Source organism: Pararhizobium sp. LjRoot235, from assembly GCF_964254145.1.
GTDB lineage: Bacteria > Pseudomonadota > Alphaproteobacteria > Rhizobiales > Rhizobiaceae > Pararhizobium.
In genome coordinates this window covers 2,315,710-2,329,340 of sequence record NZ_CAXUSP020000001.1, presented here as the reverse complement: position 1 = coordinate 2,329,340, position 13,631 = coordinate 2,315,710, and the positions used below count along the sequence as shown (strand labels likewise).

Here is a 13,631-nt window from a genome sequence, read left to right as displayed (position 1 = left end):
GCGAAGCGCCGCCATACCGCCGAAAATCCGAGCTATGGTATTGTCGACTTCGCCGTCTACCTGCTGCTCCCACATGCGCCGTCATACCGATAATCGGGTTGAAACTTCCGTCCGGCTGCGCCGCCGTCGCCATTTATCGAATTCCATTACGACCAGCACCGAAGAAGCGACCAGAAGCAGCGCCGTCCATTCCCCCGGAGAAATCGGCGCCAGTTGTAAGGTATCTCGCAGCCAGGGAATATACATGGCCGAAATATGGAGCGCCTGCGCCGCTGCGACGCTCACGACCAAAAATGGATTGGCAAAGACACCGAGCGGAAAGACGGACCTGCGTTCCGAGCGACTGTTGAAGGTCTGGAAATTTTCAAACAGAACCAAGAGCAAAAGCAGCATATTGCGCGCCTGCGCTTCGCTGTAACCCTGCTGCAGCAACCAGTAGAAAGTCAAGAAACCGCCAAGTCCCATGACGAGCGCGGATTGCCAGATCCGCCGGATCATTAATCGGTCGAAGATCGGTTCGCTTGGCCGGCGCGGTGGACGGGAAAGCTCGTCGCCCTCCGCTCTTTCACCGGCCAACGCCACATCCTGGATGCCGTTGGTCACAAGGTTGAGCCAGAGCAGTTGCACGGGCAGCAAAGGCATAGGCAGGCCGAGCGGTATCGCAAGCAGAAACAGCACCACCTCGGCAGCACCGGTCGACATCAGCATGAAAATCACCTTGCGGATATTGGCGTAGGCAACCCGCCCTTCTCGGACGCCGCCGACGATCGATGCGAAATTGTCGTCGGTGATAACGATGTCGGCGCTCTCCTTGGCAACCTCGGTGCCCCTAAGTCCCATCGCCACCCCGACATGAGCCTGTCTTAGGGCAGGCGCGTCGTTGACGCCATCACCGGTGACGGCAACAAAGTGCCCATTGCGCGCCAACGACAGTACTATCGACAGTTTTTGGGTCGGCAATACGCGTGCATAGATCCTCGCCCGCCGAGTGAGTTCATCAAGCGTCTCTGAGCCGCTCTCTTCGGCGCTTCGGACGTCTGCGCCCGTCACCACCTGGTCCGGACCGAAGATCAATCCCGCCTGTGAGGCAATCGCGGCCGCGGTGCGGGGGTCGTCGCCCGTCACCATCGCCACCTCCATTCCGGCGGCATGGCAGTCCCTCACAGCTTTCGGCACTTCCGGGCGCAGCGGATCCTGCATGCCGGCCAAACCGAGGAAAACCAGATCGACAAGGTGATGATGACCGTAGCCTTGGTCGATTTCATCATCGATCTCGCCCTCTGCGAAGGCGAGGACGCGTAGGCCCCGCGCGGCCATCTCCTCCTTCTGCCGGATCAGGGTTGTGCGGTCGATTGGCACGGCGCGACCGCCAACGTCCATCCGATCGGCCATGTCGATCAGTGTCTCGGCTGCACCTTTGACGAAGATTCGGACGCTCTTTCCCCGACGATGAAAGGACGCGGCATATTTGAGATCCGGCTCATAGGGGATGCGAACAAGCAGAGGATAGTCTTCTTCAATTGCGTGCTGCACGATCCCGGCCTTGTGCGCCGCGGCAAGCAGAGCGACATCGACGGTGTCACCAACGCCCTTCCAGCCGTCGCTTTCTTTCCTGAGCCTGCCTTCGTTCGGCAGGGCCGCCGCCTTGAGAAGGGCAAGCGCCATATCACGCGCCTGATCCGGCGTCGCTCCCGGGCCATGAATGCGGCAGGCATCAAGATCCGCGCCCGCCTCGCATGACAGCTCCGTTCCGTCCGGCAGGAGAATATCCGTCACGGTCAACTCGTTGCGGGTCAGCGTGCCCGTCTTGTCGGTTGCGATCATGGTACATGACCCAAGCGATTCGACTGCCGGCATTTGCCGCACGATGACATTCGCTTTCGCCATGCGGCGCATACTGATGGCCAGTGCCACGGAGATCGCAACGGGCAGGCCTTCCGGGATCGCGCTGACGGCCAAGCCGACGGACATCATGAAAAGATCATGCAAGGCCATCCCGCGTGCGAGCCCCACGATGATGAGCAGCGCCACGGCCAGCCCGACCATCCAGGCAATCATATGCGAGAATCTTTCGAGCCGGATCATCAGGGGCGGGCGCGAGACGTCTGCCTTGTCGACTTCGGCCGCGATCCTGCCGATTTCCGTCGCCGCGCCAGTCGCGATCACAACGCCCCTTCCCCGACCGCGCGTGATGAGCGCGCCCGCAAAGGCGGCGCAGTCTCTCCCGTCATCCAAGTCCTGGCCGGCCGAAGCCTTCTTGCGGACTGGAGCGGACTCGCCGGTCAGCAGCGATTCGTCGCAAAGGAGATCGTTCACGGCCCTCAGGCTGATATCCGCAGGTACCCGCCCGCCTGCATCAAGCGAGACGACGTCACCGGGCACGAGCAGTTGCGCATCTATCTCCTGGGGCTGGCCGTCACGGATAACCGTCGCATGCGGCTGCTCCAGTTTCCGAAGGGCCGCGGCGGCTCGCCCGGCCGAATGCTCCTGGACGCCACCAATAATCCCATTGATGAGCAAGACGGCGCCAATAAAGAGAGCGTCCTTAATGTCACTCAGGGCCAGCGACACGAGAGCCGCCGCAAGGAGGATGTAGATCAACGGGCTGCGAAACTGCCGCAGAAACGTCGCCAAGAAAGAGGGAGATCGCGGTTTGGGCAGGACGTTCCGGCCAAATCTCGCTAGCCTCGCGTCTGCGTCTCGGCCGCTCAGCCCGCTGTCAATGGAAGCGCCGAGTGGGGCGGCATTTTCAACATTCGAAACGTCGGAATGCATCGTTGCTCCGTCCGATAAATTTCTGCCTTTGGCGGCAGGCCAGGAAGAGAGTTATCCGTCGAAGTATAGCCGGCATGCGCGAGCATCCTTTGACGTGCGTCAATCGGTTCGAACGCGGCAGCGAGATGCCTTCCTACCGGGGTCTATAATACGCCGCCGCCATCGCAGCCGAAGGGAAATTAGCGGTGCTTTGATTCCCATCAATGATCTTCATCTTCAAACGGGCTCTCATTGATGCTGCCGTCGAGTGGTTCGGTGTGCCCGGCAAGGCAGTCGTCGCGAGTATTCAAGACGATGGGCGCCGATGAAATCCACGAACCACGATGAAACACAAAGCCTGAGAAGGAGCTCAAATCATGAATAAGTCGCCCACAAAATTGCAAGTTAAGACCGAGGGCACGACACCGGTGGCGACCGGGCAATCCTGGAGCCTATTGGATAACCTGCGCCAGGACATCGATCGCTTGTTCGATGACTTCCATCCCCTGTCGTGGCGCTCCCCCTTTGGCCGTGGACTTAGAGGCGGCGCGACCGCGGCCGACACCCGGTGGCAAATCGCTCCGGCTGTCGACGTGGTCGAAAGAGACCAGGAATACGAGATTACTGCCGAACTGCCCGGAATGGATGAAACCAATATCGAGGTCAGTGTCGTAAGCGGCATGCTGACGCTCAAAGGCGAAAAAACGGAGGAGAAGGAGGAGAAAGAAAAGGACTGCTACCTCTCCGAACGCAGCTACGGCTCGTTCCAGCGCAGCTTTCCGATCCCCGATGTAGTCGACGCCGACAAGATAGAAGCGTCCTTTGCGAGGGGGCTGCTGACAATCAAGCTGCCGAAATCAGCAGAAGCCCAGAAGAATGAAAAGAAAATCCCCGTCAAATCGGCCTGATTTAGATTCTGAAGATCAATTGGCGCGTCGGTGAAGAAACGGCGCGCCTCCCGCGAAAACCGTTGAGAAGTGTTTGCTGCGTACCGACTAAGACCAGTAGTATACGCCAACCGGTGCTGAAACTTAGCGTTTGCCGAAGGCTCCGTGTGTTTGCGAGAGGGACCGATGCAACACCGTTTCCGCCGTTATGCCCTCGTGACAAGACTATCAGATCATATGCAATCGATCCTGGTCGCGGTTGCGCTGAGCGGGTTTATTGGCGGATTCGCACTTCAATTCATGGATATGCCCTCTGCGTCGCCACTCCTGTGGGGAAGTGCGACGGTTCCTATCCTGGCTATACTCCTTGTGACCGCCGGCAACTCCCTTTTTCGCGGCGACTTCGGTCTGGACCTGATTGCCGCTCTTTCCATGACTGTGGCACTGGCGTTCGGCGAAACGCTGGCAGCAAACGTCGTTGCACTTATGTATGCCGGCGGACAAATGCTCGAAGCGTTCGCATCCGGCCGCGCGGCGCAAGAAATGACGGCCTTGCTCGGGCGGGTTCCGCAGCGTGCGATACGCTACAGACGTGACCGGCTTGAGGAGGTGCCTATCTCCTTCCTCGTTCCTGGTGACCGCCTTCTCATTCGACAGGGTGAGGTCATACCTGTCGATGGTTCGATCGTGTCGGGATCCGCCCTGCTGGATCAGTCGGCCCTGACCGGTGAGTCCCTCCCCGTCGAGCGCCGGCCGCGGGATGAGGTCCTGAGCGGCAGTACCTCGCTCGGACCTGCCTTTGACATGCAGGTCCTCCGCCCGGCGGCCGAGAGCACCTATGCGGGCATCGTGCGGTTGGTGGAGGCTGCTCAGAAAAGCAAAGCGCCGATGACGCGCTTGGCTGATCGCTATGCTATCGTCTTTCTTCTCCTGACGATTGGGCTGTCCGTCGCGGCATGGTTTCTGTCCGGCGAGCCTCGCCGCGCATTGGCAGTCCTTGTTGTGGCAACCCCCTGCCCCCTGATCCTTGCCGTACCGATTGCCCTCGTTTCAGGTCTCTCCCGTTCTGCAAAAATTGGGGTCTTGATAAAAGGAGGCGATGTTCTTGAGGCGCTCAGCCGCGTGCGTGTGGCTGTGCTCGACAAGACCGGCACGTTGACCTTCGGCTCTGCCGAAATCGTCGACATCCGTGCGGCGCACGGGGCCACGGATGCTGAACTTCTGCGACTAGCGGCATCGCTTGACCAGGCTTCGAACCACGTGATGGCAGCCGCGCTCGTCGCCGCTGCCCGTAAACGCGGCCTGCGGCTCTCGTCACCCACCAATGTTCGAGAAAACGCCGGCGCCGGGTTGGAAGGCCTCGTCGACGGAAAGAGGGTCGTCATTGGAGGAAGCGGTTACGTTGCCGCCAACAGCAACGAAGGCGATCCGAGATCGTTCCGCTCGGATGGAAAACCGGGCCAAATGGTCGTGGCGGTCGCAATTGACGGCATCGTTGCCGGAATAATCATCATGGCCGATCAAGTCAGAACGGACGCTTCCACAGCCGTTGCCCGCTTCCGTGAAGCAGGAATTACAAAAATCATTCTTGCTACGGGGGATCGTCTCGACGTTGCGTCTGTCATTAGCGACGGATTGGAAATTGATCAGGTTCTCGCAGACCTTACGCCAGAGCAGAAAGTGGGGGCCGTTCTCGCCGCTCGTCGATCCGGTCCTGTGATGATGGTCGGTGATGGGGTGAATGACGCCCCAGCCCTGGCATCTGCGGATGTCGGCGTGGCAATGGGCGCACGCGGTGCGGCGGCCTCCTCCGAGGCCGCCGGTGTGGTCCTGCTCGTCGACAAGCTTACACCTATCGCACAGGCGATCGCGATTTCGCACAGGACGTTTGCAATCGCGCGGCAAAGTGTGATTGCCGGTCTCGGACTGTCGTTAGCCGCAATGTTTCTGGCGGCTTTCGGTTACCTGCCGCCGGTCCAAGGCGCACTCCTGCAAGAGATCATCGATCTCGCCGTCATCCTCAATGCAATGCGGGCGCTACGGTGAGTAGGCCGCAGATCGCCTGCCGCGCGCCATCGGTCAAACGACGACCAACCGATCTTCGACCGCTGTGACGCCTGGCACGGACCAGGCAGCACGTTCTGCCGTGGTGCGTTCCCGCCATGTATTGACCCTGCCGTTCAACGTCACCTTCCCGCCGGAAACATCGACGCTAATGCCGTCTGCCTCTATCTCCGCATTCCGCGTGAGCGCGGTTTCGATGGAATTTTTGATGCTGACAATGTCGACGCGCGGGCGGATCGTCAACATATTGTTGACACCCGTAACGCCGGAGAGTTTGCACACCGCGTTTTCGGCTGCAGCGCTTTGGAAGTGCCAGTCGACTTGACCCGATAGCGTCACACATCCCTTTTGAACTTTGATATGAATTTTTCCGTCCGGAAGGGCCGCGTCCCACGCGATGATCTTTGCGGCGCGCCCGGCGATCTCGTCGTCGGCCGTCTTCTTGTCTTCGGGAAATCTGACTTCGATATCCTGCGCGATGGCACGCACTCCCTTGATGCGTTGTACCACACGTTCAGCCGCCGTCTTCTCCGCGTAGCTACCGACATGCCCGGTAAGCGTAACAACACCGTTGTCGACGGCGACACCGATGTGCTCGGCCTCGAGGCTTGGCTCGAATGAAAGCTCATCCAGAATATCCTGACGCAGTTCCATGTCGTTCATGACAAATCTCCCTTTTGGTGCCGTTGGCTCGCTCCTTAAGAGCGCGATGTTCTGCTATTTTCAGGAGACCGATGCCGAAAGTCTTTGCGCCGGATCAAAATGAAGTGACGTTTTTCGTGCCACTATTGCCATTGCCAAACCTGGTGCCGAAAAGGAGCCAAATGCCATGATGGTGAAGGAAATGACGCGCCCGGAATGCATCGCCCTGATCTCCACCGGTCGCCTGGGACGGTTGGCCTGCTCCAGAAATGACCGGCCTTATATCATCCCGATTTACTATGCCCTTGACGGCAATTGCCTTTACAGCTTCTCCATGCCGGGACAGAAAGTCGACTGGATGCGCGAGAATCCTCACGTCTGCGTCGAGGTCGATGAGTTCTCGAGCGGTTCCGGCTGGAGAAGCGTCGTCATTTACGGGAAATATCAAGAATTTCCGGACACCGATCAATGGCACCACCAGCGGCTTCATGCCTGGTCAATTCTCGAACGGCGCATAAATTGGTGGGAACCAGGAGCACTGAAGTCGACGCCGCAAGCAATCGCAAGCGCTTCGCCTCACCTGTTTTACGGAATTGATATAGTCGAGGTGACCGGAAGAATGGCGGTGAACGCGGACAACTAGCCCGCAGAGTGGTGATGTCTTGCAGCCCATACAGACAAGTGATGCCGACCCGGTCGCACGACCGGGGCGGCATTTGGCAAAACGGGATCAGTGGGTCATCAAAACGGGGACGCTCGACTCCTCGACGATCGCCTTCGTGACGCCGCCGAAGATGCGTTCCCTCAGGCGAGAATGACTATAGCCCCCCATCACGATCAGATCGGCCGAGACATCAAGCGCATGCTGATTGAGGACTTCGTCAACGGGACGGCCGCCGCTCGCCAACCGGTCGACCGTGACCTCGATCCCATGCCGCGCAAGATAGGCGGCAACATCGGCGCCGGGTTCCTCTCCGTTTCTCGCGGAAGATGCCCGAGGGTCAACGAGGGTCACATGAACCTCGGCGTTCTTCATCATGTCGATTGCTTCGCGCGCTGCCCTGGCGGCTTCCAGACGCGAGTCCCAGGCAAGTATGATCGTCCTGGGAGAAAGTGTCGGCTTGCCGCGTTTTGGAACAATGAGAACAGGTCGCGCAGACTTGAAGAGACAGCCGTCGATGGCACGCGCCCGGAGTTCCGGGTCCAGTTTAAGGCCGGGCCCAAGGAGTGAGATGTCGGCATAGGAGGCACGCTCACCGATTTCCTCGTCGGACCATGCAATCTCCGTGTAGATCGTATCGACTTCGAAAGATATGCCGGTTTGGGCAAGCAAGGCCTTGGCATCTTCCGCCCGTTCGTCAAGCTTCGCAATTTCGCGGCTGCGCTCTTCGAGCCAATCGACCGACACGGCAGCAGCATATTCACCAATCGGTGGCGATGCCGACAACGCGACGACCAAGGCGGAGAGATGCGCGCCGGCGGAAGCGCATAGCTCTGCCGCTGCCCGCAGATCATCGTCGGACTGATGAATCCCAGTCACGCTGAGAACGGTTTTGTAGCTCATGGAATGTCCCTTTCGAAGATCATTGAACTGTGAACTCGAAGCTTAGGCCTTCCCGCCGCGTCCACATTGATCTCCGTCAAGGATGCCCGCGCGTTTGGTCAGGAAGAGCGCCTCAGATCCAGACTTGCCAGGAACAGACGGGGATCCTGCTTGTAGCGCTCGACGACGAACCCGAATTCCCTGCACATTTTCAGCATTTCCTGGTTTTCGCTGAGCATTATGCCTTCGATGCGCCGCAGGCCGTCCGCCATGGCAAAGTCCCTCAAGTGGGCAAGCAGCGCCCACCCGATACCATGGCCCTGCAGGTCAGTCCGCACGAGCAAACCGTACTCGGCGATCTCATGGTCGGGGTCTGCGTATAACCGTGCGATCCCGGCCAGTTCGCCGCTGTTCCCATCGAGTGCAACGAATGCCATCTCACGTTCGTAGTCGATCTGGGTCAGTCTGATCAGCATTTGGTCCGGAAAGCTCTTGCGCGGTGCGAGGAAGCGCAATCGGATATCATCCGCCGAAACCTTTTCGAGAAATGATGGGTATAGCGAGATGTCGGCCGGTCGGATTGGTCGAAGCCGATAATCCTTGCCTTGAATAAGGAATTCCTTCTCCCACTCTGCGGGATAAGGCCGTATGGCGAGATTTGGATTCGGGCTCGGACACTCCACGGCAGCGGGGTCGATTTCGATGCGGGCGTCGAGCGCGATCACGCCCCGGTCGTCGGCGAGCAGCGGATTGATGTCAATCGCAACGATGCAGGAGAAATCGACGATCATCTGCGAGATCGCATTGAGCGATGACACAAGCGCCGTTCGGTCGGCGGGCGGGCGATCCCGGTAACCTGCCAACTGGCGGCCGACGCGCGTCCTGTCGATCACATCAGCCGCCAACAGGTCATCGAGTGGCGGCAGCGCGATCGCCGTATCGTTCACCACTTCGACGGAAACGCCCCCAGCACCGAACAAAATCACCGGGCCGAAGATGGGATCGCGATGGATGCCGAGTATCAGTTCGTGTGCCCCTTTGCGTTCGATCATCGGTTGTAATGTGAAACCGTCAACCGCCGCCTCAAGGCCGAGCTGCTTCAAGTTTCGGGATATCTCGTCGACTGCCAGTCGCGCTGCAGCAGCCGTTTCGATGTCGAGCGCCACGCCTCCGACATCGGATTTGTGGGTCAGCGTCTTCGACAGGAGCTTGACCGCCACCTTGGCCGATCGTTCCAAAAGCCGCGCGGCGGCCTGTTCCACCATATCGCCCGCGTCCACGACGACCGTTTCGGGCACGGGGATTCCGTAGGCAGCAATGACCGCCTTTGCTTCCGGCTCCGTCAGCATGCGCCGCCCCTGGCCTGCGACATTGCGAAAGATCACAAGGGCCGCCTGCCGGTCCCGCACGACATTGCCGCTCACACCGTTTGGGACGCGCGCCAGAGCGCGCTGCGCGTCAGACCAATTGCTGAGGTACGACATCGCCATCGCGACATCCGAAGGTGTGTCAAAGCTCGTCAGGCCAGCCGCGGCGAGGACCTGGCGGCCTTCCCGCGCTGCTTGGCCACCCAACCAGCATGTCAGCGCCGGCTTGCCAGAAATCAAGCCCGAGGAAGCAGCGGAGGCAACGGCGTGCGCGGCGTCGACCGGAGACGCCAATCCGGTTGGACAGTTCATGATGATCAACACATCAACGGCCGGATCGGCGGCAACGGCTTCGATAGCCAGCCTGTAGCGCTCCGGAGGAGCATCGCCGATGATGTCGACCGGGTTAGCGCGGGACCAGGTGCCGGGCAGAACCGCATCGAGGGAGCGGATGGTCGCAGGCCCAAGCTCCGCAAGGACGCATCCGAGATCCATCAACCTGTCGACTGCAAGTACGCCCGCTCCTCCCCCGTTGGTCACGATGGCGACCTGGGCGCGCTTAAGCGGCGAGAACCGCCCAATCGTTTCCACCGCATCGAACAATTCCGCAAGACCATCGATACGCAAAACGCCGGCGCGGCGTAGCGCGGCGTCAACGACCCTATCGGCGCCGGATAGGGCGCCCGTATGTGTAGCCGCGGCTTTTGCCGCTTCGACGTGGCGTCCGGCCTTGATGGCGACGACTGGCTTTAATCGCGCCGCCGCGCGGGCGGCCGAGAGGAATTTCCGTGGATTCGGGATGGATTCGAGATACATCACGATCGCGCGGCATTTCGGATCTCCTGCCAGCAGGTCAAGAAAATCGCCGACATCGACATCCGCCATGTCGCCGAGCGATACGATGTGGGAGAATCCTGCACCGGTATCGGCAGCCCAGTCGATCAGCGAGGTAGCGATCGCTCCCGACTGCGACAGCAGGGCAATGCCACCGGCCTTGACCGGCAGATGCGCAAAACTCGCATTCAGTTTCGCAGACGGCACGATCATGCCGACAGTGTTGGGTCCTATGACGCGAAACAGGAACGGTCTTGCGGCATCCAGCATGGCCTGTTTCAGTCCATTGGCCTCGTCCAGCCCCGCCGTGATCACCAGCCCCGCGCGGGTCCCCTTTCTTCCGAGGGCATCGATAATCTTCGGCACGGTTTCCGCTGGCGTCATGACAACGGCGAAGTCTGGAATACCATCGATTTCCTCGACGCTGGAGAAGCAGCGGCGACCGCCCATTTCGGTATACTTCGGATTCACTGGCCAGATCTCGCCGTCGAAACCGGCAGCGAGGATATTGGTCATTACGACTTTTCCCAGCGAGCCGGTCCGGTTCGATGCACCGACAACGACGAGTGATTTCGGGGCAATGGCATGCTCCATGTTCCGAATGGTCATCGCAAATATCTCCGGCTTCTGCTTGTTATGCCGTGCAAAAGCAGCAGGCGAGCTTGAACGAGTTGCGCGCCGAATGCGCAATGAGCGCGAAATCAAACCTGGCTTCCAATAGTGTTATACGGGACTCCCTGACAGCGAGTCAGGCGAGAAGCGCGTCCAGCTATAAAATAAGAGGTGCGATCCCCGTCAATCGAGGAGTTCGCGAAGCCGCGTCGCAAGATCGCGCGCGGAATAGGGTTTCTGCAACCAGCTTCCGGGATCGGTAAACTCTTTTCCGGCGATGTTCGGTTCGGCATAGCCGGAGGTGAATAAAACCTTGAGATCGGGCCTCAGAGCTCGCGCGTACCTTGCCAGCTCGTCACCGGTCATGCCGCCAGGCATGATGATGTCGGTAAACAACAAGCCGACCTCGGGGTGTGCGGCAAGCATCTCCAGCGCATCGCTTCCTTTGTCCGCTTCCAGGACGGTATAGCCCGCGACCCTCAGCCGCATGACGGACACCCGGCGAACACGTGCCTCGTCCTCGACCACGAGAATCGTCTCACGCCCCTTCGGGATATCTCGGTCCGGCAAAGAGGCCCCGTCCTCGGCTCCGGTCTTGTCATTCCCTTCTGCAAAGGCGGGAAGGAATATGCGAACGCTGGTTCCCTGGCCGGGTTCGCTATAGAGCTGGATATGGCCTCCTGATTGCTTCACAAACCCGTAAACCATGCTCAATCCAAGACCGGTACCGGAACCAACGGCTTTCGTGGTGAAGAACGGCTCAAAAGCGTGCCGCTTCACTTCGTTTGTCATCCCGGAGCCAGTATCGGTCACAGAGATCAGAACGTAATTTCCCGTCCGGACTTCGGGATACATCTGCGCATAGTCGCGATCGAGCAATGTCCGCGCTATCTCGACGGTCAACCGGCCTCCGCGAGGCATCGCATCGCGGGCATTGAGCGCCAGGTTGAGAAGTGCGTTTTGAAGCTGCGACGCGTCAACCATTACCTGGCCAGGTGTACCGTTTGTGACGCTCCGCAGCTCGATGGTCTCCCCTAATGTCCGGCGCAGCAGCTCGGAGAAAGTGGAGACGTGCATCGCTGCGTCGACTGGCTTCGGATTGAGCGGCTGCCGTCTGCCGAAAGCCAGCAACTGGCTCGTCAATTTAGCACTATCATCCGCCGCCTCCTGCGCCTCACGCAGCAATTCCCGCAGTGCCTCGTCCTTGAGCCGTGTCTCCATCATTTCCAGATTGCCGCTGATTACGGTCAGCAGATTGTTGAAGTCGTGGGCGATGCCACCGGTCAGTTGCCCCACCGCCTCCATTTTCTGAGACTGCCTCAGTTCTTCTTCTATCCGTTGCCGGCTCGTCAGGTCGCGGATGAAACCGGTGAAGATCCGCTTTCCATTGGCAGTCGTTTCACCGACCGAAAGCTCCATGGGAAAAGTCGTTCCGTCTTTCTTGATGCCCGTCACAACGCGGCCATAGCCGATAATGCGCCGCTCGCCGGTGCGAATGTAGTGAGACAGGTAACCGTCATGGGCGTCTCGATCGGGCTGCGGCATCAGCATTCTGACATTTTTTCCGAGAACCTCATCCTCGACATAACCGAATAGCCGCCCTGCCGCGGCGCTGAACGACCCTATCACCCCGGTTTCGTCAATGACGACCATGGCATCAGGCACGGTGTCGAGGATCGACCGCAAATGAGCTTCCCGTTCGGCGAGACCGGCTTGGCTTTGCTTCAGCTCGGAAATGTCGTTGTCTGTCTGAACAATCAACGGCGCGGGTGCTTCTCCCGAAAGGACCCAACGGCTCATGATGGAAATTGCACGACCGTCCTTGTGGTAGTGAACCAGCTCGCCTTGCCAAATATCCCGCTCGATGAGGCGCGCACGCAAACTCTCGATCGGTTCCGGAAACTCGGTGGCAAGGAGATGTTGGGCATTCCGGCCAATAGCCTCAGGGCGAGTATATCCATAGAGCCTCTCGCAGCCCTTGCTCCAGTAGCGAATGATGCCGTCAAAGCTATGTATCATTATATTGGCATCGTCCAGGAAGCGGGCGACATCTTCCAACCGCAGTTCTGTTGCCGATCCGCCGTGTGCCGTGTCGCCCATGCAGTTTCCACCTCGATAGGCCGTTAGTGAATCAAGCAGCCCCTAAACAACGTCCTGTCGGCGCGCCGTACGGGTCAGCATAGCTCTCGCCGGCAAGCGATGCGAGTGTCACCGGCTTTACTATAACAACAGAATGGCGACCGGCAGGGCTAATAACGCCACGATTTACCAGTTTTGTCATTGTACGCGAGACCGTCTCGATCGTCAGCCCAAGATAGTCTGCCATATCGAGCCGTGTCATCGGCAGTTCCACGATAGGCATTGCCAGGCAAGCCTGAGCGACGCGGCGCGTCATCAACAGAAGAAAATTGCAGACCCTTTCCTCGGCGTTCTTGCGCGACAGCAGCACCATCTGGTCCTGCGCCGCAGCCAGTTCATCGCTCAACCGGGAAAAAAGCTGCTCGCGAAGTTCCGGCTGACGCGAAATTTCCTCCTGGAAGCGGTTGCGTCCGAAACGCCTGACCGTGACCTGCGTGACGGTCTCGGCGCTGTAGAGATATCGATCGCGGAGAGACGCGCCCAGCAACTCGCCCGCATAGATGAACCCCGTGATCACGCGCCGCCCATCGCTCAACACCCTGACGATACGCAGCACGCCGGCGACGACCTCAAAGACATTGGCGGCGGGGTCCCCTTCCCAGAACAGCGTCGATCCCGCGTCGAAACGATCCATCGGCTGCTTGCTGAAAATATCCTGCAAGCCCGGCGTTCCCGCGCTGGCTCCTGGCAAGACTGCGTTCGACATGGAAGCCTGCAAGGAATGTATCTGCGCGAGCATGGTGTCCCCCTTGTCCGATCGATTTGGTTCAGACAAGTTCAACCGGCACG

The 13,631-nt window shown here is 59.4% G+C and carries 9 protein-coding genes; 3 read left to right on the top strand and 6 right to left on the bottom strand.

Features of this window, described 5'->3' with window-relative positions:
- Positions 1-81 precede the first annotated feature (81 nt).
- On the bottom strand, positions 82-2,775 hold the full coding sequence (locus tag ACSQ2Z_RS11065; protein ID WP_436081252.1) for a cation-translocating P-type ATPase: 2,694 nt from the start codon (positions 2,773-2,775) through the stop codon (positions 82-84).
- A gap of 356 nt (positions 2,776-3,131) precedes the next feature.
- Here ACSQ2Z_RS11065 and ACSQ2Z_RS11060 point away from each other — a divergent pair, with 356 nt between their 5' ends.
- Positions 3,132-3,662 (top strand): Hsp20/alpha crystallin family protein, encoded by a 531-nt coding sequence (locus ACSQ2Z_RS11060; RefSeq protein WP_436081251.1) that lies wholly within the window; start codon positions 3,132-3,134, stop codon positions 3,660-3,662.
- A 165-nt stretch (positions 3,663-3,827) separates the two neighbouring features.
- Entirely contained in the window at positions 3,828-5,687 is a 1,860-nt protein-coding gene (locus ACSQ2Z_RS11055) for a heavy metal translocating P-type ATPase (protein WP_436081250.1), read from the top strand.
- Positions 5,688-5,720: 33 nt separating this feature from the next.
- Here ACSQ2Z_RS11055 and ACSQ2Z_RS11050 read toward each other — a convergent pair whose 3' ends face one another.
- Positions 5,721-6,368: a BON domain-containing protein gene (locus ACSQ2Z_RS11050; RefSeq protein ID WP_436081249.1), complete on the bottom strand. Its 648-nt coding sequence runs from the start codon at positions 6,366-6,368 to the stop codon at positions 5,721-5,723.
- A 166-nt stretch (positions 6,369-6,534) separates the two neighbouring features.
- On the opposite strand from ACSQ2Z_RS11050, the gene ACSQ2Z_RS11045 reads away from it, so the two are divergent.
- Positions 6,535-6,990 carry a pyridoxamine 5'-phosphate oxidase family protein gene (locus ACSQ2Z_RS11045; RefSeq protein WP_436081248.1) on the top strand — a complete coding sequence of 152 codons (456 nt, stop codon included), beginning with the start codon at positions 6,535-6,537 and terminating at the stop codon, positions 6,988-6,990.
- An 87-nt stretch (positions 6,991-7,077) separates the two neighbouring features.
- Here ACSQ2Z_RS11045 and ACSQ2Z_RS11040 read toward each other — a convergent pair whose 3' ends face one another.
- The 4 genes from ACSQ2Z_RS11040 to ACSQ2Z_RS11025 all read right to left on the bottom strand — a co-directional run bounded on the left by ACSQ2Z_RS11040 (position 7,078) and on the right by ACSQ2Z_RS11025 (position 13,581).
- Positions 7,078-7,911: a universal stress protein gene (locus tag ACSQ2Z_RS11040; RefSeq protein WP_436081247.1), complete on the bottom strand. Its 834-nt coding sequence runs from the start codon at positions 7,909-7,911 to the stop codon at positions 7,078-7,080.
- A gap of 98 nt (positions 7,912-8,009) precedes the next feature.
- On the bottom strand, positions 8,010-10,700 hold the full coding sequence (locus tag ACSQ2Z_RS11035; protein WP_436081246.1) for a bifunctional acetate--CoA ligase family protein/GNAT family N-acetyltransferase: 2,691 nt from the start codon (positions 10,698-10,700) through the stop codon (positions 8,010-8,012).
- Positions 10,701-10,886: 186 nt separating this feature from the next.
- Positions 10,887-12,803 carry a PAS domain S-box protein gene (locus ACSQ2Z_RS11030; protein WP_436081245.1) on the bottom strand — a complete coding sequence of 639 codons (1,917 nt, stop codon included), beginning with the start codon at positions 12,801-12,803 and terminating at the stop codon, positions 10,887-10,889.
- Between the two features lie 31 nt (positions 12,804-12,834).
- Positions 12,835-13,581: a helix-turn-helix domain-containing protein gene (locus ACSQ2Z_RS11025; RefSeq protein ID WP_436081244.1), complete on the bottom strand. Its 747-nt coding sequence runs from the start codon at positions 13,579-13,581 to the stop codon at positions 12,835-12,837.
- Positions 13,582-13,631 lie beyond the last annotated feature (50 nt).